The sequence below is a fragment of the Sphingomonas sp. SphC10 genome (assembly GCF_057004845.1).
Window position 1 is genome coordinate 3,044,141 of sequence record NZ_CM168044.1, and the last position, 22,282, is coordinate 3,066,422.

24 protein-coding genes are annotated in these 22,282 nt (G+C 67.0%); 13 read left to right on the forward strand and 11 right to left on the reverse strand.

Annotated elements, in window-relative coordinates:
* Positions 1–48: 48 nt before the first annotated feature.
* Entirely contained in the window at positions 49–720 is a 672-nt protein-coding gene (gene ubiG / locus ACWKSV_RS13970) for a bifunctional 2-polyprenyl-6-hydroxyphenol methylase/3-demethylubiquinol 3-O-methyltransferase UbiG (protein WP_443026382.1), read from the reverse strand.
* A gap of 120 nt (positions 721–840) precedes the next feature.
* Between ubiG and ACWKSV_RS13975 the strand changes: the two genes are divergently transcribed.
* The 3 genes from ACWKSV_RS13975 to ACWKSV_RS13985 all read left to right on the forward strand — a co-directional run bounded on the left by ACWKSV_RS13975 (position 841) and on the right by ACWKSV_RS13985 (position 4,448).
* Entirely contained in the window at positions 841–2,091 is a 1,251-nt protein-coding gene (locus ACWKSV_RS13975) for an aspartate kinase (protein WP_056438578.1), read from the forward strand.
* 330 nt (positions 2,092–2,421) lie between these two features.
* Positions 2,422–3,408, forward strand: coding sequence for an NAD(P)H-dependent flavin oxidoreductase (locus ACWKSV_RS13980; RefSeq protein ID WP_056438961.1), 987 nt, complete (start codon positions 2,422–2,424; stop codon positions 3,406–3,408).
* Positions 3,409–3,650: 242 nt separating this feature from the next.
* A complete protein-coding gene (locus tag ACWKSV_RS13985; RefSeq protein WP_156884157.1) occupies positions 3,651–4,448 on the forward strand; it encodes a hypothetical protein in 798 nt (265 codons plus the stop codon).
* Between the two features lie 7 nt (positions 4,449–4,455).
* Here ACWKSV_RS13985 and ACWKSV_RS13990 read toward each other — a convergent pair whose 3' ends face one another.
* The gene (locus ACWKSV_RS13990; protein WP_076714458.1) at positions 4,456–4,662 is read right to left on the reverse strand and encodes a helix-turn-helix transcriptional regulator; all 207 of its coding nucleotides are present in this window, start codon (positions 4,660–4,662) and stop codon (positions 4,456–4,458) included.
* A complete protein-coding gene (locus ACWKSV_RS13995; protein WP_076714460.1) occupies positions 4,659–5,081 on the reverse strand; it encodes a hypothetical protein in 423 nt (140 codons plus the stop codon). The genes ACWKSV_RS13990 and ACWKSV_RS13995 overlap by 4 nt, the downstream gene beginning before the upstream one ends.
* Before the next feature lie 98 nt (positions 5,082–5,179).
* On the opposite strand from ACWKSV_RS13995, the gene ACWKSV_RS14000 reads away from it, so the two are divergent.
* Genes ACWKSV_RS14000 through pal form a run of 6 tightly spaced genes read left to right on the forward strand, consistent with a single transcriptional unit; the run spans position 5,180 to position 9,829 of the window.
* Positions 5,180–5,650 carry a YbgC/FadM family acyl-CoA thioesterase gene (locus tag ACWKSV_RS14000; RefSeq protein WP_076714462.1) on the forward strand — a complete coding sequence of 157 codons (471 nt, stop codon included), beginning with the start codon at positions 5,180–5,182 and terminating at the stop codon, positions 5,648–5,650.
* Positions 5,647–6,339 (forward strand): protein TolQ, encoded by a 693-nt coding sequence (tolQ, locus tag ACWKSV_RS14005; RefSeq protein WP_056438563.1) that lies wholly within the window; start codon positions 5,647–5,649, stop codon positions 6,337–6,339. The genes ACWKSV_RS14000 and tolQ overlap by 4 nt, the downstream gene beginning before the upstream one ends.
* 13 nt (positions 6,340–6,352) lie before the next feature.
* Positions 6,353–6,811 carry a protein TolR gene (tolR, locus tag ACWKSV_RS14010; protein ID WP_076714464.1) on the forward strand — a complete coding sequence of 153 codons (459 nt, stop codon included), beginning with the start codon at positions 6,353–6,355 and terminating at the stop codon, positions 6,809–6,811.
* Positions 6,811–7,839, forward strand: coding sequence for a cell envelope biogenesis protein TolA (locus ACWKSV_RS14015; protein WP_076714466.1), 1,029 nt, complete (start codon positions 6,811–6,813; stop codon positions 7,837–7,839). The genes tolR and ACWKSV_RS14015 overlap by 1 nt, the downstream gene beginning before the upstream one ends.
* Before the next feature lie 11 nt (positions 7,840–7,850).
* Positions 7,851–9,260 (forward strand): Tol-Pal system beta propeller repeat protein TolB, encoded by a 1,410-nt coding sequence (gene tolB, locus ACWKSV_RS14020; protein ID WP_083706726.1) that lies wholly within the window; start codon positions 7,851–7,853, stop codon positions 9,258–9,260.
* A gap of 44 nt (positions 9,261–9,304) precedes the next feature.
* Positions 9,305–9,829, forward strand: coding sequence for a peptidoglycan-associated lipoprotein Pal (gene pal / locus ACWKSV_RS14025; RefSeq protein WP_076714468.1), 525 nt, complete (start codon positions 9,305–9,307; stop codon positions 9,827–9,829).
* Between the two features lie 142 nt (positions 9,830–9,971).
* Here the strand turns inward: pal and ACWKSV_RS14030 are convergent, their stop codons facing one another.
* From ACWKSV_RS14030 to ACWKSV_RS14040, 3 genes are read right to left on the reverse strand one after another with little or no spacing between them, the layout of a single operon-like run.
* On the reverse strand, positions 9,972–10,844 hold the full coding sequence (locus tag ACWKSV_RS14030) for a S1/P1 nuclease (RefSeq protein ID WP_076714470.1): 873 nt from the start codon (positions 10,842–10,844) through the stop codon (positions 9,972–9,974).
* 10 nt (positions 10,845–10,854) lie between these two features.
* Positions 10,855–11,781 carry an isoaspartyl peptidase/L-asparaginase family protein gene (locus ACWKSV_RS14035; RefSeq protein ID WP_076714472.1) on the reverse strand — a complete coding sequence of 309 codons (927 nt, stop codon included), beginning with the start codon at positions 11,779–11,781 and terminating at the stop codon, positions 10,855–10,857.
* A 42-nt stretch (positions 11,782–11,823) separates the two neighbouring features.
* Positions 11,824–12,990 (reverse strand): acyltransferase family protein, encoded by a 1,167-nt coding sequence (locus ACWKSV_RS14040; protein ID WP_172839613.1) that lies wholly within the window; start codon positions 12,988–12,990, stop codon positions 11,824–11,826.
* A 60-nt stretch (positions 12,991–13,050) separates the two neighbouring features.
* On the opposite strand from ACWKSV_RS14040, the gene ispG reads away from it, so the two are divergent.
* On the forward strand, positions 13,051–14,178 hold the full coding sequence (gene ispG / locus ACWKSV_RS14045; protein ID WP_056438549.1) for a flavodoxin-dependent (E)-4-hydroxy-3-methylbut-2-enyl-diphosphate synthase: 1,128 nt from the start codon (positions 13,051–13,053) through the stop codon (positions 14,176–14,178).
* Entirely contained in the window at positions 14,178–14,588 is a 411-nt protein-coding gene (locus ACWKSV_RS14050) for an NUDIX hydrolase (RefSeq protein ID WP_076714474.1), read from the forward strand. Before ispG ends, ACWKSV_RS14050 begins: the two co-directional genes overlap by 1 nt.
* A gap of 132 nt (positions 14,589–14,720) precedes the next feature.
* On the opposite strand, the gene ACWKSV_RS14055 is transcribed toward ACWKSV_RS14050, so the two are convergent.
* Entirely contained in the window at positions 14,721–15,491 is a 771-nt protein-coding gene (locus tag ACWKSV_RS14055; RefSeq protein ID WP_076714476.1) for a transporter, read from the reverse strand.
* Positions 15,492–15,728: 237 nt separating this feature from the next.
* Between ACWKSV_RS14055 and ACWKSV_RS14060 the strand changes: the two genes are divergently transcribed.
* Together ACWKSV_RS14060 and ACWKSV_RS14065 are read left to right on the forward strand one after the other, a co-directional pair.
* A complete protein-coding gene (locus ACWKSV_RS14060; protein WP_076714478.1) occupies positions 15,729–16,625 on the forward strand; it encodes a DMT family transporter in 897 nt (298 codons plus the stop codon).
* Positions 16,622–17,101, forward strand: a complete 480-nt coding sequence (locus tag ACWKSV_RS14065) for a GNAT family N-acetyltransferase (protein WP_076714480.1) — start codon at positions 16,622–16,624, stop codon at positions 17,099–17,101. Before ACWKSV_RS14060 ends, ACWKSV_RS14065 begins: the two co-directional genes overlap by 4 nt.
* Before the next feature lie 349 nt (positions 17,102–17,450).
* On the opposite strand, the gene ppa is transcribed toward ACWKSV_RS14065, so the two are convergent.
* From ppa to ACWKSV_RS14085, 4 genes are all read right to left on the reverse strand, one after another.
* Positions 17,451–18,029 carry an inorganic diphosphatase gene (gene ppa, locus ACWKSV_RS14070; RefSeq protein ID WP_056438535.1) on the reverse strand — a complete coding sequence of 193 codons (579 nt, stop codon included), beginning with the start codon at positions 18,027–18,029 and terminating at the stop codon, positions 17,451–17,453.
* 119 nt (positions 18,030–18,148) lie between these two features.
* Complete coding sequence (locus tag ACWKSV_RS14075) at positions 18,149–20,074, reverse strand: M61 family metallopeptidase (protein ID WP_076714482.1); 1,926 nt, start codon at positions 20,072–20,074, stop codon at positions 18,149–18,151.
* An 82-nt stretch (positions 20,075–20,156) separates the two neighbouring features.
* A complete protein-coding gene (locus ACWKSV_RS14080; RefSeq protein WP_076714484.1) occupies positions 20,157–20,819 on the reverse strand; it encodes a DUF1345 domain-containing protein in 663 nt (220 codons plus the stop codon).
* Positions 20,820–20,869: 50 nt separating this feature from the next.
* Positions 20,870–22,006 carry a GGDEF domain-containing protein gene (locus ACWKSV_RS14085; protein ID WP_076714486.1) on the reverse strand — a complete coding sequence of 379 codons (1,137 nt, stop codon included), beginning with the start codon at positions 22,004–22,006 and terminating at the stop codon, positions 20,870–20,872.
* Positions 22,007–22,282: the final 276 nt, after the last annotated feature.

The window sequence follows — 22,282 nt, forward strand, 5'->3', positions numbered from 1 at the left end:
GCGCCCACCCCCGACCCTTCCCCTGAAGGGGAAGGGAGAATGGCGGCGTCAGCGGGTCGCGGTCACGAAATAGTCGAGCGCGGTCGAGTCGCTGACCATGAACCCCTTGGTCGGCGAATAACTCAGCCCCCGCACATCGCGGACCGTCAGTCCTGCGTCCGTCAGCAGCGCCGACAGTTCCTCCGGCGTCAGGAACTTCGACCAGTCATGCGTGCCCTTGGGGATCGCACCCGTCCCCTCGGCCAGCGTGATCAGCGCCAGCCTCGACAACGGCGTACGGTTGGGCGTTGACAGGATCATCAGCCCGCCCGGCGCCAGCGCATCGGCCAGCCCGCGCACGAATCGCGCCGGATCGGCGACATGCTCGATCACCTCCAGCGAGGTGACGAGGTCGAACGTCTCGCCCGCCAGCCCCTCGACGCTGCCCGCGCGATAATGGATGTCCAGCCCCGATTGCGCGGCATGGGCGGCGGCGACCGCGACGTTTTCGGCGGCGGCGTCGAGCCCCGTCACCTCGGCCCCGAGTCGCGCCAGCGGCTCGCACAACAACCCCGCGCCGCACCCGACGTCCAGCGCGCGCTTGCCCGAAAGCGGCGTGAAGCCCTGTCCGTCCGCATCCCAATGCAGATCGATCTGCTCGCGAATGTAACGCAGCCGGGGCGGGTTGAGTCGGTGCAGCATCGCGCTCGACCCCTTGGGATCCCACCAATCCGCCGCCATCTTTCCGAAATGTGCGGCTTCGGCCCCAATAATGGTAGAATCGTTCAAATGGCTTGCGTTCGTCATGGGGGCTACCTATCAGGACCGCCGTTTTACCCCAAGGAGATTGGCAAAAACCGCATGGCCCGTATCGTGATGAAGTTCGGCGGCACCTCGATGGCCGGAATCGAGCGCATCCGCAACGTGGCGGCGCGGGTCAAATGCGAGGTGGAGGCGGGCCATGAGGTCGCGGTCGTCGTCTCTGCAATGGCGGGGGAGACCGACCGGCTGGTCGGTTTCTGCCGCGAGGCCTCGTCGCTTTACGATCCCCAGGAATATGACGTCGTCGTCTCGGCGGGCGAACAGATCACCAGCGGCCTGCTGGCGATCACGCTCCAGGCGATGGGCGTCCCGGCTCGCTCGTGGCTGGGTTGGCAGCTGCCGATCCATACCGACACCGCCTTTGCGAAGGCGCGGATCGGCGAGATCGACACCACCGCGCTCGACCAGAGCCTCGCCAGCGGCGTCGTCGCGGTGATCCCCGGCTTCCAGGGCGTGGCCGAGGGCAACCGGGTCACGACGCTGGGGCGTGGCGGATCGGACACCAGCGCGGTCGCCGTCGCGGCGGCGATGAAGGCGGAGCGGTGCGACATCTATACCGATGTCGACGGCGTCTACACGACCGACCCGCGCATCGTGCCCCGCGCACGCAAGCTGTCGAAGGTCACCTATGAGGAGATGCTGGAACTCGCCAGTGTCGGCGCCAAGGTGCTCCAGACCCGCTCGGTGGGTCTGGCGATGAAGGAACAGGTGCGCGTGCGGGTGCTCAGCTCGTTCGACGACGCACGGGACGAAGACGGACATCGCGGCACGTTGATCGTGGGCGAAGAGGAAATCGACGATATGGAACGCCAGCTCATCACCGGCATCGCGCATGACAAGAACGAAGCCAAGATCACCCTGACCGCCGTGCCGGATCGCCCCGGCGCGGTCGGCGCGATCTTCGCGCCGCTGGCCGATGCGGGGATCAATGTGGACATGATCGTCCAGAATATCGCGCATTCGACCGGTTCGACCGACGTGACGTTCACCGTGCCATCGGCCGACCTGGCGCGCAGCCTGGACGTGCTGGAAAAGGCGAGCGGCGAGATCGGGTACGGCAACCTCGTCCACGATACGCGGGTCGCCAAGATCTCGGTCGTGGGCGTCGGCATGCGCAGCCATGCGGGCGTGGCCTCGACCATGTTCCAGACGTTGGGCGCGCGCGGGATCAACATCCTTGCTATCACCACGTCGGAGATCAAGGTCAGCGTGCTGATCGAAGAGGACTATACCGAACTGGCGGTGCGTGTCCTGCACACCGCTTACGGCCTGGACGCTGAGGCTGCCTAAAGGCTTCCCCCTCCCTGGGTCCGGCTTGGGGAGGGGGCTTTCGTTCACGCGAAGACGCGAAGAGTCTTCAAGAAGATTGGTTCGCGCGGAGGCGCGGAGACGCGGAGGTGTTGAGTCCAGCCGCGTCGCCGTTCCTTTTTCAACCATCGTTGATCAAGTGGTGGCGCTGCCGCGCGCAGGTCATCTCCGCGCCTCCGCGCGAACCAACTTCTTCGCGGCATCGCGGCTTCGCGTGAACCAAATCTTGCCGTCCGCCCCGCTCCACGGCATGGAGCGTCGATGACCGACACCCTCACCACCACCACCGGCGAACAGCGTCTCGCCACCCGCATGGCGCGCGGCGCGGAATTTCTGGGCGCCGACATGGCGATCATGGCGGGGGCCATGTCCTGGGTCTCGGAGCGCAACCTGGTTTCCGCCATGTCGAATGCGGGCGGCTTCGGCGTGATCGCGTGCGGCGCGATGACCCCCGAGCTGCTCGATACCGAGATCGCTGCGACCAAGGCGATGACCAGCCGCCCGTTTGGCGTGAACCTGATCACCATGCACCCGCAGCTGTTCGACCTGATCGCGGTGTGCGGCCGTCATCAGGTCGGCCATGTCGTGCTGGCCGGTGGCCTGCCCCCCAAGGGTGCGCTGGAGGCGATCAAGGAGACGGGGGCCAAGGTCATCTGCTTCGCGCCCGCGCTCAGCCTCGCCAAGAAGCTGATCCGCTCGGGCGTCGACGCGCTGGTGATCGAGGGCATGGAGGCGGGCGGCCATATCGGCCCGGTGTCGACCAGCGTGCTGGCGCAGGAAATGCTGCCCGAGATCGCGGAGCAGGTGCCGGTCTTCGTGGCGGGCGGTATCGGCCGGGGCGAGGCGATCGCGGGTTATCTCGACATGGGCGCGGCGGGCGTCCAGCTCGGCACGCGTTTCGTCTGTGCGACCGAATCGATCGCCCATGCCAATTTCAAAAAGGCGTTCATCCGCGCCTCGGCCCGCGATGCGGTGGCCAGCGTGCAGATCGACCCGCGCCTGCCGGTCATCCCGGTCCGCGCGCTGAAGAATGCGGGCGGTGAGCTGTTCACCGCCAAGCAGCGCGAAGTCGCCCAGGCGCTGGACGAGGGCAAGGTCGCAATGATGGAGGCGCAGCTCCAAATCGAACATTACTGGGCGGGCGCGCTGCGCCGCGCGGTGATCGACGGCGATGTCGAGCATGGCTCGGTGATGGCGGGCCAGTCGGTCGGCATGGTGACGAAGGAAGAGCCGATCGCCGACATCCTCGCTCAGCTGATGACCGAAGCCGCCGCCGCACTGGTCGCGCGCGCGGCGTAAACCTGTTCCTCCCCTTGCAGGGGAGGGGGACCATGCGAAGCATGGTGGAGGGGTGTCCCCACTGGCCGTGACACCCCTCCGTCAGGGCTTCGCCCTGCCACCTCCCCTTGCAGGGGAGGAATGATACGACTTCCAACCCCCTGACATACGCCTCGTTTCATCGCACAGGTTACGACGTGTTAACCTTGTTTCGGCATGACGTCGCCCATAACCGGGGGCGGGGTTTTCCGAGGATCAGGGTCATGGCGAGTTTGCGTATTGTATCGGGTGTGGCGATCGGCCTGTCGCTGGCGGGATGCGCCGCGCGCGAAACCGCCAAGGTCGCGCCGCCGCCGGTCATGGTCCCGGCCCCGCCGCAATATGTCCGCGCGCCGATGCCCGCCGGTGCCACGCCGGGGATGCGGATCCCGGCCCTGTTGCCCGACGGCAATTACGCCACGCCCAATCGCTCGCTGACCAGCGCCGCCACCGTCTGGCATCTGCGCTCGGGGCTGAACGTCGCCGCGCTGGCCTGTCGCGGGCCGGATGAGGGGCAGATCGTCACCCGCTACAACACCATGCTGACCGTCCAGCGGATCGAGCTGGCGGCCGCGGAAAAGCGCTATTCGGCGGAGTATCAGGCGCAGGGCGGCGACTGGCGCGACAGCTATGACGATGCGATGACCCGGCTCTACAATTTCTTCTCGATCACGCCGGTCCGCAAGACCTTCTGCGCCGCCGCCGACGAAGTGCTGGCCGACATCAGCGCCGCCCCGACCACCGCTTTCGACATGAAGGCGGCCGAGCGGCTGGAAAAGCTCAACGCACCCTTCATCGCCTTCTTCCGCGCCTATGACGCCTGGCGCGCGGGCACGATGGTGCCGGTGAAGCAGGGCGTCGCCCCGCTGACCATCGCGAGCAGCGCGGCCCCCGCCGTCGCCCCGGCCACCGCGCCCGCCGGCCCCGTGTTGTCGAGCCAGCCGGTGCCTGCCGCCAAGCCCTATACCCCGCCGGTCATCAATCCGCCGTCGCTGAAGGTCGATCCCGCCGCGCTGCAATAAGCGCGGCTCACTCCGCGATCCAGAAGAGCGACTCGACCGGCCGACCCAAGGCACGTGCCAGTTTGAGCGCGAGAAGGGTCGATGGTTGGAAGACCCCGTTTTCCACCGTGTTGATCGTCTTGCGGCTGACCCCGATCGCCTCGGCGAGGCCGCCCTGGGTCAGCCCGACGGCTTCGCGCGCGGCCTTCAAGTCGTTGCAAAGCGTCTCGTTCATCGGCTGGCGCGCAGTTCCAATGTGGCAAAGGCGATGAGCGCAGCGGTAAGCCCGGCGGTGATCGTGATTCGGCCCAGGGCCGCAGCACCCAATGGTTGGGAGGTCGCCACCACCATGGTCGTCGCCGCCGACAGGATCATTGCCCAAAAGCCGGCGGCAAAACTTGATCGCCGGTGATCCTTGGTCGTCTCGTCATTCATGAGACGGGATACCGGTCCACACCGGCTCCAGCGAAACGGGAGGCTACTGAGGTTCAAGGCGGCCAGCCCGATTATGAGCAGCCAGAGCAGAAGCCGGGTCGTGGATTCGCCGGGTCCCGCCAACGCCAGGATCGTCATCAGCGGCAATATCGTCGCCAGCGCGTAGAATAGCGCCGCCCGCAACCGACTGCGTTGTTCCGCCTTTTCCACCAGATTCATCACAACCTCCTGTAACCTATAGGTGTCATGTAACCTGTAGGTAACAGGCGTGCAAGTGCCTTCCTTCGCCCGGACGGATGGGTTAACGGGCAGTCACCATGACGGTGACGGGAGAAGACCAGCCGAAGGGCGGCCGCTTCGAGGGGCATGAGCATCGCTTTGCGGTGCGCGTCTATTTCGAGGATACCGACCTGTCGGGCGTGGTCTATCACGCCAATTACCTGCGCTATATGGAGCGCGCCCGCTCCGACATGTTGCGGACAGCCGGGATCGACCAGCGCGCCGCGCATGAGGCGGGGCAGGGCGCCTATGCCGTCACCGATATCGCCATCCGCTATGCCGCCTCCGCGCGGCTCGACGACGACCTGGTCGTCACATCCCGACTGATCGAGGTCAGTGCGGTGCGCGTCGTCATTCATCAGACAGTCAGGTGCGGGGCGGTCAAGCTGACCGACGCGCGCGTGACCGTCGCGTGGGTCGGCCCGAACGGTCGCCCGCGTCGGCAGCCCGCCGACTGGATCGCCATCTACCAACGCCTTGTCTGGCAAGGGGACACCCAACACCCATGAATCCCGTCTTCAACATGGATGCCGCCAGTTTGTCGCCCGTCGCACTGTTCATCCACGCCGACTGGGTGGTGAAGTTCGTGATGATCGGCCTGCTGCTCGCCAGCATCTGGACCTGGGCGATCATCGTCGCCTTCTCGCGCAAGCTGGCGCGCACGAAGAAGGGCATGACCCGGTTCGAGCGCGATTTCTGGAAGGCGGAAGATATCGACGCCTTTCACCGGATGGAGCAGGACAATGAACTGCCCTCCGCGCGGGTGTTTTCGGCGGGTGTGCAGGAATGGCGGCGCTCGACCGCAGGTGGGCATATCGACCGCGACGGCACGCGCGAGCGCCTGGCCACCGCGATGGGATCGGCCGTGGCGGGCGAGATCGACAAGCTGTCGGACCGGTTGAACGTGCTGGCGACGGTCGGCTCGGTCGCGCCGTTCGTGGGGCTGTTCGGCACCGTCTGGGGCATCATGCGCAGCTTCACCGGCATCGCACAGGCGCAGAACACCTCGCTGGCGGTCGTGGCGCCGGGCATTTCGGAGGCGCTGTTCGCCACCGCCATCGGCCTGTTCGCCGCCATCCCGGCGGTGATCGCGTACAACCGCTTCAGCCACGGCGTGAACCGGGTGGAGGCGTCGCTGAACCGCTTCGCCGACGGCTTCCACACCACGCTCAGCCGCCAGCTCGACCAGGCGCGTTGAAAGGGTAGCGGCGATGGCCATGAACCTTCCCTCCCGCTCCGGCCGGGGCCGCCGCGCGCCGATGGCGGACATCAACGTGACGCCTTTGGTCGACGTGATGCTGGTGCTGCTGATTATCTTCATGGTGACCGCGCCGCTGCTGACCTCGGGCGTGCCGGTCAACCTGCCCGATAGCCGCGCCAAGGCGCTGGACCAGGAGCAGAAGCCCGAACAGATCGCGATCGACGAGCAGGGGCGCATGTTCCTGAACGATGACGAAATCACCGAAGGCGATCTGCCCGCCAGGCTGGACGCCATCGCGGCCCGCAAGGGTCCGGACGGACAGGTGCCGCAGGTCTATCTGCGCGCCGACCGCGCGCTGGATTATGGCCGGGTGATGCGGGTGATGGGCGAGCTAAACCGCGCCGGGCTGAACCGCGTGTCGCTGGTCACCGTGGAGGGCGGACCGTCCCAGGGAGCGGGCGCCCGCTGATGGAGCGTGGGGAACGGACCGGACTGGCGATTGCGGTCGCAGGACATATCGTCCTGTTCGGCCTGTTGTCGGTCGGCTTTCTGTCGACGCCGAACCCGGAAAAGCTGAAGGTCACGCCGATCGACATCTCGCTGGTCAAGGATGTCGCGCTGGAAGCCGCGTCGCCCAACCCCAACGAGCAGGCTGCCCAGTCGATCGCGCCCGAGGAAGGACCGCCCGAGGACGCCGCGCCGCCCGAGCCGGTGGAGGCCGAACCCGAGCCCCAGCCCGCACCGCCGCCCCCGGCACCGCAGCCAAAACCTCAGCCGCAACCCAAACCCCAGCCGAAACCCGAACCGGCCAAGCCCCAGCCGCGCCCGGAACCTAAGCCGCAGCCGAAGCCCCAGCCCAAACCGGCGGAAAAGCCCCAGCCGCAGCCCAAGCCCCAGCCCCAGCCGAAACCAAAGCCCGCGCCCGCCAAGCCCGCCCCGGCCAAGCCGGTACGCGAGGCCAAGCCCGCGCCCGCCGCTCCGGCCAAGCCCAGTCCGGCGGCCAGGCCCTCCACCGCCAAGCCCGCCACCCCGGCGCGGGGCAGCGGTCAGAGCCAGACGGCGACCACGGCCAAGCCGCGCGGATCGCGTCTGGGCGACAATTTCCTGAAGGGCTTGTCGCCCGATCCGTCGCCCTCCAGGTCGGAAGCGGCTCCCGCGGCGAAGATGGGCGCGCAGCAGCTGGCCAATATCGCTTCCGCGATCCAGCGGCAGGTCCAGCCCTGCGCCAATCGGCAGGTGACGCCGGGACCGGGCGCGGAGAAGATCCGCGTCGCGATCAACCTGCACATCAACCGCGACGGCAGCCTGGCCTCCGAACCGCGCGTCGTCGGCCATACCGGCGTCGACGGCGAGAACGACCGCTATGTCGACCGCGTCGACGCGCTGGCGATCGCGACGTTCAAGGGCTGCTCGCCACTGCGGGGGCTGCCGCAGGAACTGTACGACATTCCCAATGGCTGGCGGAACATCACGCTGCGCTACAAACTTCCGGGTTGAGGATGATGCTTATGCCCCGTTCCCTGCTGACTCTTCCGCTCACCCTGGCGCTGGCCGCCAGCGCCGTGGGGGCACAGGATGTGCCCGCGCCCGCAACCCAGGATCAGGCCGCTCCCGCCGCCGGGCAGCAGCCCGCCGCCCAGCCTGCGAATGGTCAGGAAGGCCTGGTCGTCGATGTCGAGGGCGGTATCTCCGCGCCGATGCCGATCGCTGTTCCGGCGATGCCGACCAGCGCGGTGGTGCAGACCCCGGCGGGCACCACCGACGTGGTGGGGCAGAAGCTGTCCGAGATCATCGTCAACGACCTGCGCAATTCGGGGCTGTTCACGCCGATCCCGCCCGCGCAGCTGCGCACCGTGTCTTTCCCCGAAGTGACCGCGCCTGCCTTCGACTATTGGAACGGCACCGGCGCGCAGGCGCTGGTCCAGGGTTATGTCCGCGCCAATGGCGACGGGACGCTGACGGTCGGCTGCTATCTTTACGACGTGCTGGCCAAGAGCGAGCTGGCCCGGCAGGGCTTTGTCGTGTCGCCGGGCGACTGGCGGCGCGCGGCGCACAAATGCGCCGACACCATCTATACCAAGCTGACCGGCGAAGGCCCCTATTTCGACAGCCGCATCACCTATGTCTCGGAAACCGGGCCCAAGGCGCGTCGCATCAAGCGGCTGGCGATCATGGACCAGGACGGCGCGAACCATCGTTTCCTGACCAACGGCCAGTCGATCGTGCTGACCCCGCGCTTCGCGCCGAACCAGCAGTCGATCGTCTATATGTCCTATATCGACAAGCGGCCCGCCATCTATGTCTATGACATCGGCACCGGGCGGCAGCGCCTGGTGGTGCAGAATGCCGCGACGACCTTCGCGCCGCGCTTCTCGCCCGATGGCCGCTGGATTCTGTTCTCGATGGCGCAGGGCGGCAATACCGATATCTACCGCGTGTCGTCGCAAGGTGGGGCACCCCAACGCCTGACGAATGCGCCGGGGATCGATACCGGCGGCAGCTATTCCCCCGATGGTTCGAAGATCGTGTTCGAGAGCGATCGGTCGGGCGGGCAGCAGATCTACGTCATGAACGCCGATGGCTCGAACCAGCAGCGGATCAGCTTCGGGGGCGGGCGCTATGCGACGCCGGTGTGGAGCCCGCGCGGCGACCTGATCGCCTTCACCAAGCTGGGTGGAGCGTTCCGGATCGGCATCATGAACCCGTCGGGCGGCGGCGAAAAGCTGCTGACCAACAGCTGGCAGGACGAGGGGCCGAGCTGGTCGCCCAATGGCCGCGTCATCACCTTCCAGCGCTCGACGCAGGGGGCGTCGGGCAAGGCGGATGTGTGGATGGTCGACCTGACGGGCGTGAACGAGCGCCGCATTCCGACGCCGCTCGACGGGTCGGACCCCGCCTGGGGGCCGCTGCGCCAGTAAGTTGTTTCGGGGGTTCCACCAATCTGTAGGGAGTTGAGAGTCCGATGACCAAGATCAAGACCACGCTCGTCGTCGCCACCATGGCGATCGCCATGGCGGGCTGTGCCAAGAAGCGCCCCGAAGTGCTGCCGCCCGCGCCGATCAGCCAGGGCAATGGCGTCGATCCCAATGCGGGTGCGAACACCAATCCGGACGGCGCGATCGTTCCCGGCTCGGACGCCGACTTCAAGCGCTCGGTGACGTCGAACACGATCCATTTCGGGCTCGACCAATATGACATCGATCCCCAGTCGCGCGCGATCCTGGACAGCCAGGCGCAGTGGCTGGCGCGCTATCCCAATGTCCGCATCACCATCGAGGGGCATTGCGACGAGCGCGGCACCCGCGAATATAATCTCGCCCTGGGTGATCGTCGCGCCAACGCCGCCAAGAACTATCTGGCGGCGCGCGGTGTTTCGCCGGAGCGGATGAACGTCATCAGCTATGGCAAGGAACGCCCGGTCGCGCTGGGTTCGGACGAAGCCAGCTATGCCGAGAATCGTCGCGCCGTGACGGTGGTGTTGAGCTGATCGACGCTATTCCTCCCCAAGCTTGCTTGGGGAGGGGGACCGCGCCCGAAGGGCGTGGTGGAGGGGCGTGGCCGGTCCGTCTGCCCCTTCACCACCGCTTCGCGGCGGTCCCCCTCCCCATCGGAGATGGGGAGGAATGGGGTTATCCCCGGAAAGCCTGGTTCAGCAGCTTCGCCAGCCGCAGCCCGCCACGCTTCACCTGTTCGCGCTCGACCGGTGCCATCTCGCGGATCGCGGCTTCATCCATCGTCATATGCGCCGGTGTCGGCCGGCACGGATCGCCCCCCATCGCGGCGGCATAGGCGCGCTTGGCGATGGCCCAATTCTCGCGGCTCCACGCCGTCACGCCGCCAGCCGACTCGCGCCGCCGCTCGGCCGCCGGATAGGCGCGGATCAGCTTGGGCGGGGTCGAGATCGCCCGCTCGGCGAGCAGGCCGTCCCAGATCGAATGCAGGTTCAGACGGGGCGTCGCATAGGCGCCGTAATCGACATGGGTGTCGTTGCCGCCCTTGTCGCTCTTGTCCCCCGCGTGGAGCGGCTGGTGCAGGTCGCCGACGAAATGGACCAGAAAGGCCAGCGCCATCACCCGCTCCTTCGCACCCGCGCGCCTGTTCTTCAGGATGGCGAGTTGGCGCGGAATCTGTGCCGACACGCAGTCGCCCGTGTCGCAGGCCGGGGGCAGGCGGAAGGGCTGGCAGATGTCGATATTCTGATAATGCCAGACATAGGCATAGCCGAAGCGCGACTTGCCGTTTTCGTCCTTCAGCGGCTTGACGCAATCGGGCCAGACGCTGGCCTCCTCGATCGTCCGGACCGGACAGGTCGGCGTGTCGAGCTGGGCTTGGGCGCGCAGGATCTGGCGGATTTCGGCGCGGGCATGCGGGGTGATATTGGCCCAGGCGATGGCCGCGACGGTCTCGTGGCCATATTCCCAATAGGCGGCGGCGGGGGAGGCGAGGGACAGGCTGGCGAATAGGCCCGCCAGCATCCCGAGGAGAATGCGCAAGTGCTTCATAGCGCGTCTTTTATCCCTCGTCGGCATAGATCGCCACCCGATGTTCGCCCGCCGAAGTCGCGCGGCCGCGATACATGCCCGCCGTCGTCAGGCTCCACGCGATGGCGCCGTCGGGTGCCGCGACGATGGTGCCGCCGGTGCCGCCCAACGCCTTGACCTCGGCCAGCACGGTGTCGGCGGCGGTCTGGATATCCTCGCCGGTGAAGCGGCGGTGCGCGGCGATCTCATGCCCGACGCCGACCCGGATGAATACCTCGCCCGATCCGGTGCACGACACCGCGCAGGCCCGGTCGTCGGCATAGGTGCCCGCACCGACCAAAGGCGAGTCGCCGATCCGCCCCCAGCGCTTGCCGGTCACGCCCCCGGTCGAGGTGGCGGCGGCGACATGACCCTGGGTGTCGCAGGCGACCGCGCCGACCGTGCCGTATTTCATGTCGCTGTCAAAGGCGTCGGCGTTGCGGGAGAGGAGTTCGTCGAGCTGGCGCCGCCGCTCGTCGGTGTGGAACCAGCTGGGGTCGACCTGCTCGAGTCCCTGTTCCACCGAGAAGCGATCCGCGCCCGATCCGGCGAGCAGGACATGCGGGCTCGCCTCCATCACCTGGCGGGCGAGCGACACCGGATTGCGGGTGCGAGTCACCCCCGCGACCGATCCCGCCCGCCGGTCGCGCCCGTCCATGATCGCGGCGTCGAGTTCGTTGGTCCCCTCGCGCGTGAAACAGGCGCCGCGTCCGGCGTTGAAATGCGGATCGTCCTCCAGCACGCGCACCGCCGCCTCGACCGCGTCCAGCGCGCAGCCGCCATCGGCCAGCACCGCCGACCCGGCCTTGAGCGCGGCGTCCAGCCCGGCGCGGGCGCCTGCATCCTGTTCGGGCGTCAGGACATCACGGGTGATCCGGCCCGCGCCGCCATGGATGACCAGCGACCAGGATGGGGACATGGGCGAAACTCCGAAACTGTCAGGGAAACGCCCGCGCCCCTATCAGATCGCAGGCTTGCTGCCATCCCCCGGCCTCAAGCCTATGAGGGGCCGTAGCCATCTGACATTGCGTCCGAGCAGATAAAAGGCCCAGCATCCCGCCACCGTCGCCGCGATCAGGATCATGGTATCGAGCCAGAGCGGCCAGCCCAGCCCGCCCAAGGCAAAGGCGACCAGGATGATGATCGTCTGGTGGATCAGATAGAAGGGGAAGACCGCTTCGGTCAGCGTCCGCCGCCAGGGATGGTCGCGGTTCCAGAATCGCTCGGCCACCCCGATCAGCGCGACGACCGCCATCCAGCCCTGTACCGCGCGCGCGCCCGCAAAGACGATGCCCAGCCCCGGCGGCGCGCCCGCCATGCCCGGCCAGCGCCACTCCAGTCCGGCGGCGACCGCATAGCTGGCCAGCGCGATCAGCGCGGCGACGATCCAGCCCCGGCGGAAGCTGTCCAGCACCCGCTCCGACCCCGCCATGCCGAAGCCGAAGAGCAGGGCAGGAAGATAGATGGCATGCGCCAGCCAGTCGTCGAGCAGGCCATGCGTTTCCGACTGGCCGGGAAACAGCCGGATATCGACCAGCAACAGCCAGACCACCGGCAGCACCGCGCCGCCCCATCCGCCGAACACCCGGTCGAACAGCCGCTGTGCTGCCCCGGCCAGGCCATGGCCGACCGCCAGCATGACCGCGATCGCCATGGTATAGGCCCAGAGATAGCCGACGAACCAAAGGTGATTCCAGGCGGGCGTCGGCACCACGCCCCCGATCGCCCGAAAGCCCAGCCAGTCCCGCATCCAGAAGGTCCAATAGGATCCGGCATAGCCATATTTGCTCGCCAGCTCGGCCCAGATCTGCGGCGGCACCAGCACGCAGACGCCGAAGAGCAGCGGCACCAGCAGCCGGATGCTGCGCCCCCGCGCGAAGCTGAAGACGCTGGGATGCCGCACCGCCAGCGCGCGCGTGGCATAGCCTGATACGACGAACAGCAGCATCAGCCGCCACGGATTGCTCGCCAGCATCGGGATCGCCACCCAGGGCAGCCGCGCCAGTTGGACGTGAAAGCCCCAGGGCACGAACACCATGCCGATATGATAGAGGATCAGGATGGCGAAGGCGCCGATCCGCAACCAGTCTAGGCCGTAATGGCGGGGGATGGGGGCGGCGGCGGTCATTTGGCGGTCTGGTACAGCACTGACTTTGAACCGCAACTCGCTGCGCGTATATAGCGGTCCATGTCCATTCGTCCCTGGCGTGATATCGTCCGCCGCCAAAGCCGTCAGATCATGGTGGGCAACGTGCCCGTGGGCGGCGACGCCCCCGTGACCGTGCAGACCATGACCAACACGCCGACCAGCGATCCGGTCGCCACGATCAACCAGATCCGGCGCTGCGAAGAGGCGGGGGCGGACATCATCCGCGTCTCCTGCCCCGACACCGATTCGACCGCCGCGCTGGCCAAGATCACCAAGGCGGCGCGCGTTCCCATCGTCGCGGACATCCATTTCCACTATAAGCGCGCGCTGGAAGCCGCCGATGCGGGCGCGGCGTGCCTGCGCATCAATCCGGGCAATATCGGCTCGTCCGAGCGCGTCGCCGAAGTCGTCCGCGCCGCCAAGGCCAATGGCTGCGCCATCCGAATCGGCGTGAATGCCGGGTCGCTGGAGAAGGACCTGCTGGAAAAGTATGGCGAGCCATGCCCCGAGGCGCTGGTCGAATCGGCGCTCGACCATATCAAGCTGCTCCAGGACCATGATTTCCACGAATATAAGGTCGCGGTGAAGGCATCCGACGTCTTCCTGGCGGTGGCCGCCTATCAGGGGCTGGCCGAGGCGACCGACTGCCCGCTGCACCTGGGGATCACCGAGGCGGGCGGGCTGATCGGCGGGACGGTCAAGTCCTCGATCGGCATCGGCTCGCTCCTGTGGTTCGGAATTGGCGACACGATCCGCGTCTCGCTTTCGGCCGAGCCCGAGGAAGAGGTGCGCGTCGGCTTCGAGATCCTGAAGGCGCTGGGCATCCGCAATCGCGGCGTGCGCGTCGTATCCTGTCCGTCCTGCGCGCGGCAAGGCTTCGATGTGATCCGCACCGTGCAGGTGCTGGAGGAACGGCTCCAGCATATCCGCACGCCCATGTCGCTGTCGGTGCTGGGCTGCGTCGTCAACGGCCCCGGCGAAGCGCGCGAGACCGATATCGGCGTGACCGGCGGCGGCAACGGCAAGCACATGGTCTATCTGTCGGGCCTGACCGACCACACGGTCGAGGATGCCGACATGGTCGAGCATATCGTCAAGCTGGTCGAGGCCAAGGCCGCCGAACTGGAAGCGGCCGATATCGCCAAGGCGGCGATCGCGGCGGAGTAATGCCCGCCGTCATCCGTATCGCCGCCGCCCTGATCGACGACGGGGCGGGGCGATTGCTGCTGGTGCGCAAGGCGGGCACGTCCTGCTTCATGCAGGCGGGCGGCAAGATCGAACCGGGCGAGGACCCCGCCGCCGCGCTGATCCGCGAACTGGACGAGGAAATCGGGCTGCGCGCGGATGTGGACGATTTGCGGCCGGTCGGCCGGTTCGCGGCGGCGGCGGCGAATGAGCCGGGGCACCGGATCGACGCGACGGTCTTCCACCTGCGCAGCACGCACGTACCGGTTCCGGCAGCGGAGATCGAAGAAGCGATCTGGGTGGATGCGGCGACGGTGGAAACCCTGACGCTGGCCCCACTGCTCCGCGAGCATATCCTGCCTTGGTACCGGCAAATGCTGGTATATCCCTAATCCTCCCCGGCACGGGGAGGTGGCAGGGCGCAGCCCTGAAGGAGGGGGACTCCACAAAGGACTCGCCTAGCGGCACTCCCCCTCCACCACCGCTTCGCGGCGGTCCCCCTCCCCGTACCGGGGAGGATAGCGTTACAGCCGCAACCCCAGCCGCACGCCTGCACCCATATCGGGCGCGCCCTTGCTGACCCCGGCGCTGCCCTGCACGCCCAGCGACAGGCGCTGCGACAATGCGGTGTCGAGCCCCGCGCCGATTTCCTGCCGGTCGGCGACCTGATCGCTCACTCGCGAGGCGTAATTGTACGAGACGCTGACCTCGCTCGCCTTGCCGATCCCGACCGCCACGCCGCCGCGCGCGCTGGTCACGTCGCGCAGGCTATAGCCATCGGGCTGGCCGACAAAGGTGTGGCCGACCGCCGCGAAGGGCGTGACCTTGCCCGGCACCGCTGCCTCCGCCACGATCGAATAATCCGCCTTGCCCGTGCCCAGCCCGCGCGAGGCCGAGGCAGTGGGCAGCTTGGCGCTGCCGGTCAGGGCCAGCGCCAGGTGATGGCGACGCGGCGGCACCAGTTGGACCGAGGCGCCGACCACCGCATCGCCCAGCCCGCTGCGCTTCACGCGGGTGGCGGGCTTGGTGGGATCGACCAGGATCGGCAGGCCCAGCGGCCCGCCGGGCGCGACGACATTGCCCGGCGCATCGACCTGCACATAGGGCAGTGCGGCGAACACCGTCACCCGCTTCCGCTTGGCGCGCAGCGTGGCGGTGGAACTGGCGCTGCGCACCTCCTGGCTGGTGCCGTATTGGCCCGACGCATAGTCCGCGCCGACCGAGGCGGTGACCTGCGCGCCCGCAGGGGCGGCCAGCAGCATCGTCAGACCCGTTGCGGCGATCAGCGTCTTCATTCCCTTTGTCCCTTGATGTTCGGTTCGAAGGGGCAACGGATGCCGGGCGGGGTTTAATCCCGGTATCGGTCCGTCGGCCAGTGCACACCCTCACCCTTCCGGCGCTTCGCGCCTCCCTCCCTCTCCCATGGGGAGAGGGAAGGGGCCCGCCCGCGAAAGCGGGTGGGAAGGGTGAGGGTGGTTATGAGAGGCGACGGAGTGCTCGCCTTTCCCCCGCCGCCCCGGTATCGCCACGGCATGAGCGCGCGCCCCTCTCCCGTCATCGCCTTTGGCGCCGCCGCGCTGGGTATCGCGATCTATTCGGTGATGGACACGCTGATGAAGCGGCTGTCGATCGACAGCGGGGCCTATAGCGCGGTGCTGTGGCGGTCCTGGGTCGGGGTGGCGATCACCGGCGCCTTGTTTCTGGCCAAGCGGGGACGCTGGCCGGCGCGCGAGGTGCTGGCCCTTCATATCGCGCGCGGGGCGACGGGCGGCGCCTCGGTGCTGCTGTTCTTCTGGGGGCTGGCGCGGGTGCCGATGGCGCAGAGCATCGCGCTGACCTTTCTCTCGCCCCTGATCGCGCTGTTCCTCGCCGCCTTCATGCTGGGCGAGACGGTCCGGCGCGCCGCGATCCTGGGGTCGCTGATCGCGGGCGCGGGCGTGCTGGTGATCGCGGGCGGCGAGGTGCAGGCGCAGGCCTCCACGCAAGTGGTGCTGGGCTCGCTCGCCATTCTGGTCGCCTCGATCCTCTATGCGGTCAGTCTGGTGCTGTTGCGGCGGCAGGCGCAGGTCGCGGGCCCGGCCGAGGTCGCGCTGTTCACCATGCTGGTCATCGCGGTGCTGATGACGCCGGCCGCCCCCTTCGTCTCGGGTTGGCCCGCCGCGCAGCAATGGCCCAGCATCGTGATCGCCGCGCTGCTGGGCAGCCTGTCGGCGCTGCTGCTCGCCTGGGCCTATGCGCGTGCCGAGGCGCAGGTGCTGGCGCCGGTCGAATATACCGCCTTCGTCTGGGCGGCGGGGCTGGGCTATGCGGTATTCGGCGAGCATGTCTCGCTGTTCACGCTGGCGGGGGCGGTGCTGATCATTGCGGGGTGCGTGGTGGCGGTGCGGCGGCCTGTCGCGCCCGGATCACAGAGTGAGGCCGGATTATGAGCATTACCCTTCGCCCGGCCGAACCCGCCGATGCCGCCACGATATTGGGCTTTGTCCGCGAACTGGCGGCGTTCGAGCGCGAGCCCGACGCGGTCGTCGCCACCGAGCCGATGCTGGCCGAGGCGCTGTTCGGCGTGCCTCCGGCGGCGGAGGCGGTCATCGCCGAGCGGGACGGTCAGGCGGTCGGCTTTGCGTTGTTCTTCGCCAATTTCTCGACCTGGACCGGGCGGCGGGGGCTGTATCTCGAAGACCTGTACGTCACGCCCTCCGCGCGTGGGGCCGGGGTCGGCAAGGCGTTGCTGATCCATCTGGCAGGGATCGCCCGGGATCGCGGCTGGGCGCGGTTCGAATGGTCCGTGCTCGACTGGAACACGCCCGCGGTGGAATTCTACCGCGCGATGGGGGCGCAGGCGATGGACGAGTGGACCGTCCAGCGGGTGTCGGGTGAGGCTTTGAAGACCCTCGCGGGGCGGTAGACCGGAATAGGGTTCGCGCAGAGGCGCTGAGGACGCAGAGATGTTGGGCCCCGAGGCATGCCTCATTCCTTCATCTCTGGCTGATGATGGAGGGATGCTGTCAGCAGCAGGCGAGCCGCCTCCGCGTTCTCCGCGCCTCCGCGCGAACTAATCTTCTTGGCCGCCACAACTCCCGCTCCGTTCAGCCTGAGCGCAGTCGAAGGCCACGGGATGGACCTTTCCTCAAGCTCCGGGATGGCCCTCCCCCAACCCCTCCCGCCTGCGGGAGGGGAGTAGAAGAAAGGTAGAAATAAAAACGCCCCGGTGCGCTGGGCACCGAGGCGTCTTCGTCAAACCGGAACCGGAAGGATTAGGCGCGGCCGGGGACGTCGTGGTCGTGGGGCTCTTCGCCCTTGGCCTTGGCGTCCTCATAGCGTTCGATCGCCTCGGTGACGATGCGGCGAGCCTCGTCGCGGTCGCCCCAGGTGCCGATACGCACCCACTTCTTCTTCTCCAGGTCCTTATAGTGGGTGAAGAAGTGCTCGATCTGCTGGAACACGATCTCGGGCAGGTCGTCGCGGCCGCCGACGTTCGAATAATAGGGGAAGGTGGAGTCGACCGGCACGCAGACCAGCTTCTCGTCGCCGCCGGCTTCGTCTTCCAGGTTCAGCACGGCGATCGGGCGGGCACGTACGACGCAGCCCGGGATGAAGGGCGAGCGCGACACGACCAGCGCGTCGAGCGGATCGCCATCGGGCGACAGGGTGTGCGGCACGAAGCCGTAATTCGCCGGATAGCGCATCGGCGTGTGCAGGATGCGGTCGACGAACAGTGCGCCGGACGCCTTGTCGAACTCGTACTTCACGGGCTCGCCGCCGGTCGGCACCTCGATCACAACATTGAGGTCATCGGGCGGGCTCTTGCCGACGGGAATGAGGTCGATGCGCATCGAATCGGTCTTTCTTGCCAATACCGGAAGAGTTCCGGTGGAAAAACAATGGCGGGCGCGATAGCGCAACCCGCCATGTCGTGTCGATAGACGAGGATGAAGCCTTCGTCGGACAGGCGTCAGCGAGCGGTCAGCAAGCGATCCAGCCCGGTCTCGCCCGTGCCGACCTTTTGCAGACGCGGATAGCGCGGGCCGCCGGTATAATCGATCGTCACCTCGCGGAAGACATCCTGGTTCTTTATCACCAACTTGACCGGCTTTTTCGGGTCCTTGGCGGCCAGGATCGCGGCCTTCAGCCGATCGCCGGTATAGCTTTCGCCGTTCACCGCCTGGATTTGCGTGCCGACATCGATGCCCGCCTTGAACGCCGGACTGTCCCAAATTGAACTGGTCACGTCGCCGCTGTTCGCCACCGTCAGGCCGATCGAATAGGTGACGTTGGTGCTGCCCTTCTCGCCCTGCTTGAAAGTCGGGGTCGGCTCGGGCGTGTAGACCAGCTTGTAGCCGTTCATGGCAAAGCCATTGATCGGCGCGGGCTTGCCCGTCTCGGTGATGCGCTGGCGCAGGAACCCGGCCCAGTCATAGGGCACGATGCCGTTCAGCGTGCTGGCGACATCCTCGAAGGTATAGGTCACTTCGCCCCAGTCGCCGTTGCGGATGCCGAAGAACGCCTTGGCGAAATCGTCGATCGACTTGGTGCCGTTCGACTTCTGGCGGAGCATCGCATCGACCTCCATCCAGACCATCAGGCCTTCGTTGTAATAATCCTCCGACCGCTGCCAGCTGGTCCAGCCCTTGGGCTTGCGCGACGAGATGATGGGGTCGTTGGTGGTGTCGAGCAGATCGCGCCACTGCCGCGCGGGCGCCGTGTCGTAGATGGCGAGGATCGAGGCGTACTGGTCCAGCGTATCCTGTTTCGACACCATGCCCGAGCGCGCTTGGAGCACATAACCCCAGAACTGCGTCTGCCCCTCATAGACCCAGAGCAGCGAGTTGCGCATCGGCGTGCGGAAATCGGGGGTCCACAGGTCCGCGCCGCGCCGGAACTTGCCGTCCCAGCTGTGCGTGAACTCGTGCGGCAACAGGTTGCGGCGGCCCGGCCCGGCATCCCACTCGGTGAAATAGCCCGGCGTCACGCCGTTTTCGGACGAGCGGTGATGCTCCAGACCGATCCCGCCCAGCTGGTCGCTGATCGACAGCAGGAACTCATATTTGTCGTAATGCTGCGCGCCGAAGGTCTTCACCGCCTGATCGACCAGCCGCTGGTGTGCGGCGATCTGTTCGGGCTTGGCGTTCAGCTCGGCAGCGTTGTCGGCAAAAACGTTGAGGTTCACCTGCGGGCTGAGCGGGAAGACCTTGCCGTACTTGCCCGCCAGCACCGGCGAATCGACCAGGATTTCGTAATTGGTCGTGTCATAGGTGTAGGTCGAACCCGACGCCTTGGCCGGGACCGCGCCCGCCGCCGTCCAACCCGTGGGGAAGATCGCGGTCATCTGGATCGGGATCTGGCGGGTATAATAACCGGCCGGATACAGGCTAACCGAATTGGGCTGGAGCGAGATCATCGTCGGGGTGACGGCGATGCGGCCCTGGTCCGGCTTGGTCGCCGACAGGAACTGGAACTCCAGGTCCAGCGCCTTCGTGCCCGACGGCACGTCGACATGGAAGGCGAAGACATCGACCGTATCGCGCGTCCAGGGCAGGACGCGGCCATTCGCCTTGATGACCAGGCCCGCCAGCTTCTCGATCTCGCCGCGCGGATTGTGCGCGCCGGGCAGCCATTTGGGGAATAGCAGCGCCATCGGACCCGCCTTGGCGACGGGGATGGTCTCCTTCACGCGGAAGATGCCGCGCTGGGTATCCGTGGCATCGACGACCAGCTTGATCGTGCCCGGATAGGGCGTGTCGACCGCATCGGGGATGGTGTTGACGAAGGGAGCCGCGGCGGCGGGCGCGGAGTTGCCCGGCGGGACTTGGGCGACAGCAGCAGCGGAGGAGGCGAGCAGCGAGCCGACGAACACGGAACGAAGCGGGTGGCGGATCATGAAAGGCCTTTTGCGGCGACGGGGAGATGGCGGCAGGTTAGGCACCCGATAGGCCAGTCGTCCAGACCCTTTTGGCGGTCCCCTATCCGCCGCCGCCGCCCAACACGTTGACGGTAAAGGCGATGACGCCGAGGTTGAAGATGAAGGCCGCCAGGCACTGGCCGGTCACCACCCGTCGCATCCGGCGCGAGGCGATCGACACGTCGCTGGTCTGGAAGGTCATGCCCAGCGTCACCGAGAAATACAGGAAATCCCAATAATCGGGCTCGGCCGTGTCGGGGAATTGCAGACCGCCCGCATCGCCGCCGCCATCCGCGCTGTAATAAAGGTGCGCATAATGCAGCGCATAGACGATGTTGGAGAACAGCCAGGCGAGGATCAGCGTGCCGACGACCAGCGCGACGGTGACGGTGCTGCTCCGCCCACGCAACTCGCCGCCGACCGCGACCAGCACGACGAACAGCACGATCCCGCAAAAAACGAGAAGGACGGCGCGATTGGCGTCGTTGCGCGCAGCACGGGCGCGCATCTTCGCGGCCTGCCCCTGCCGCAGCAGCGGGATGAGCGACCCGATGAACAGAAGCGCGGCGGCATCGAACCCGGCGAGGATACCCCGCGTCATGCCCAGAACCGGCACCAGCCCCCCAGCCGCCCCGATCAGGATCAGCGCGAACAGCAGGAAACGCGGCGGCGCGATCCGATCGCCGATACGGGTTTGCAGGCGCTGCCAGCGGGGAGTGGTCATGAGCAGGACTTAACGCGCAGCGAGCGAACTTGGCCATGGGGGAAACCGGCTCACCCCACGGCGCGCAATTCGTCCTCGGCGATGGCCACGCGATTGCGCCCGTCCCGCTTGGCCCGGTAGAGCGCGTCGTCCGCCGATCGGAACAGATCGTCCTGGCTGGTGGTGGTGCGGCCCGGATAGAGGATCGCCTGCCCGATGCTGACCGTGACGATGCGGCCGGGGGGCAGGCCGGGATGCGGCATCGCCATGGCCTCGACATGGCGACGAACGGCCTCCGCAACCCTCAGGTCGGCACCGGGGACCAGCAGGGCGAACTCCTCGCCGCCGCAGCGGGTGACCTGCTCGATCGGGCAGCGGGCGGCGGCGATCGTTTTCGTCACCGCCTGCAGGCACAGGTCGCCCGCCGCATGTCCGGCCGAATCGTTGAACAGCTTGAAATGATCGACATCGATCAGGATCAGGCTGAACGCCTCGCCGCGCGTCCGGGCGGCCTGCCACAATTCGGGATAGCGTGCGTCCAGGCTGCGCCGGTTACCCGCCCCGGTCAGCGGATCGCAGAGGGACATGCGGGTCAGCTCTTGGACCGCGGCTTCCAGCTCGCTGCTCTGCCGGTGCTGGATCAGGGTCAGCAGGAAACGCTCCTTCTGCACCCGCTCGTAGAAAAAGCCGCCTACCGGCGTCGCCAGGATCATCGCACTGTGAAAGATCAGGATGTCGACCGACTGGAGCAGCGGGGTCCAGGGGGCAATGGCGAAGGGCAGGCCCAGATAGGCGGCGATATTGGCGAGCGACACCAGGATCGCCGCGTGCGTCCTGATCGGCAGGACGAGGTTGGTGGCAAAGGCCGCCACCAGCGCGGTCGTGGCCAGCCGCTCGGACAGGGGTGGTGGTACCGCCAGTGACAGGCGGGTGACCAGCGCGACGGTGATGACCAGCGGGATCGCCCCGGCCAGCCACATATGGGCCGGTGCGATTCGCCGCTGCGCCACGAGCCACAGCCCCAGCGCGATGGCGGGCAATTGCAGGCTCAGCTTCCAGTGGAGAGACAGATTCAAAACGCCGATGCGCGCATCCGCCACCAAGCCGAACAGTGTCAGAACCAGAAGGGTGACAAGGACATAGGCGACCTGGCTGCGAGAACTATCGGCGCGATCGCAATCGAATTGCCGCTCAAGGTGGGGCGGCAATCGGTTCGAAGTGGCGAGGCGGGAAAGCGATTCCTCAAGTTCTTGGCGGTCAGGCATGGTAAACTCCGGCGGTCCTGACCCTATAAACACTTCGGTAAATCTTGTATTACCGAAAATAAAAGACATTGGCATCTTGCATGTATTCCAATGAGATTTTCGTCTTTGCTTCAATCGCTTGGGAATGCGGTCAACCGATTGGTCCAATATCGTTGCTGGTTCGGTTCAAATTGTTCGGCCTCACCGTCGATGGGGAAGTGTAATTCAAGCAGATCAAGG

Coding starts and splice junctions, on each gene's coding strand:
- ACWKSV_RS14040 (WP_172839613.1), bottom strand. CDS start 12,990: ATGACCGCCGCCGCCCCCATCCCCCGCCATTACGGCCTAGACTGGTTG.
- ACWKSV_RS13990 (WP_076714458.1), bottom strand. CDS start 4,662: ATGAACGAGACGCTTTGCAACGACTTGAAGGCCGCGCGCGAAGCCGTC.
- tolR (WP_076714464.1), top strand. CDS start 6,353: ATGGCCATGAACCTTCCCTCCCGCTCCGGCCGGGGCCGCCGCGCGCCG.
- ACWKSV_RS13980 (WP_056438961.1), top strand. CDS start 2,422: ATGGCGCGCGGCGCGGAATTTCTGGGCGCCGACATGGCGATCATGGCG.
- ACWKSV_RS13975 (WP_056438578.1), top strand. CDS start 841: ATGGCCCGTATCGTGATGAAGTTCGGCGGCACCTCGATGGCCGGAATC.
- ACWKSV_RS13985 (WP_156884157.1), top strand. CDS start 3,651: ATGGCGAGTTTGCGTATTGTATCGGGTGTGGCGATCGGCCTGTCGCTG.
- ACWKSV_RS14055 (WP_076714476.1), bottom strand. CDS start 15,491: ATGAAGACGCTGATCGCCGCAACGGGTCTGACGATGCTGCTGGCCGCC.
- ACWKSV_RS14050 (WP_076714474.1), top strand. CDS start 14,178: ATGCCCGCCGTCATCCGTATCGCCGCCGCCCTGATCGACGACGGGGCG.
- ppa (WP_056438535.1), bottom strand. CDS start 18,029: ATGCGCATCGACCTCATTCCCGTCGGCAAGAGCCCGCCCGATGACCTC.
- ACWKSV_RS13995 (WP_076714460.1), bottom strand. CDS start 5,081: ATGAATCTGGTGGAAAAGGCGGAACAACGCAGTCGGTTGCGGGCGGCG.
- ACWKSV_RS14035 (WP_076714472.1), bottom strand. CDS start 11,781: ATGTCCCCATCCTGGTCGCTGGTCATCCATGGCGGCGCGGGCCGGATC.
- ACWKSV_RS14030 (WP_076714470.1), bottom strand. CDS start 10,844: ATGAAGCACTTGCGCATTCTCCTCGGGATGCTGGCGGGCCTATTCGCC.
- ACWKSV_RS14060 (WP_076714478.1), top strand. CDS start 15,729: ATGAGCGCGCGCCCCTCTCCCGTCATCGCCTTTGGCGCCGCCGCGCTG.
- ACWKSV_RS14075 (WP_076714482.1), bottom strand. CDS start 20,074: ATGATCCGCCACCCGCTTCGTTCCGTGTTCGTCGGCTCGCTGCTCGCC.
- tolB (WP_083706726.1), top strand. CDS start 7,851: ATGCCCCGTTCCCTGCTGACTCTTCCGCTCACCCTGGCGCTGGCCGCC.
- tolQ (WP_056438563.1), top strand. CDS start 5,647: ATGAATCCCGTCTTCAACATGGATGCCGCCAGTTTGTCGCCCGTCGCA.
- ispG (WP_056438549.1), top strand. CDS start 13,051: ATGTCCATTCGTCCCTGGCGTGATATCGTCCGCCGCCAAAGCCGTCAG.
- pal (WP_076714468.1), top strand. CDS start 9,305: ATGACCAAGATCAAGACCACGCTCGTCGTCGCCACCATGGCGATCGCC.
- ACWKSV_RS14080 (WP_076714484.1), bottom strand. CDS start 20,819: ATGACCACTCCCCGCTGGCAGCGCCTGCAAACCCGTATCGGCGATCGG.
- ACWKSV_RS14015 (WP_076714466.1), top strand. CDS start 6,811: ATGGAGCGTGGGGAACGGACCGGACTGGCGATTGCGGTCGCAGGACAT.
- ACWKSV_RS14065 (WP_076714480.1), top strand. CDS start 16,622: ATGAGCATTACCCTTCGCCCGGCCGAACCCGCCGATGCCGCCACGATA.
- ACWKSV_RS14000 (WP_076714462.1), top strand. CDS start 5,180: ATGACGGTGACGGGAGAAGACCAGCCGAAGGGCGGCCGCTTCGAGGGG.
- ubiG (WP_443026382.1), bottom strand. CDS start 720: ATGGCGGCGGATTGGTGGGATCCCAAGGGGTCGAGCGCGATGCTGCAC.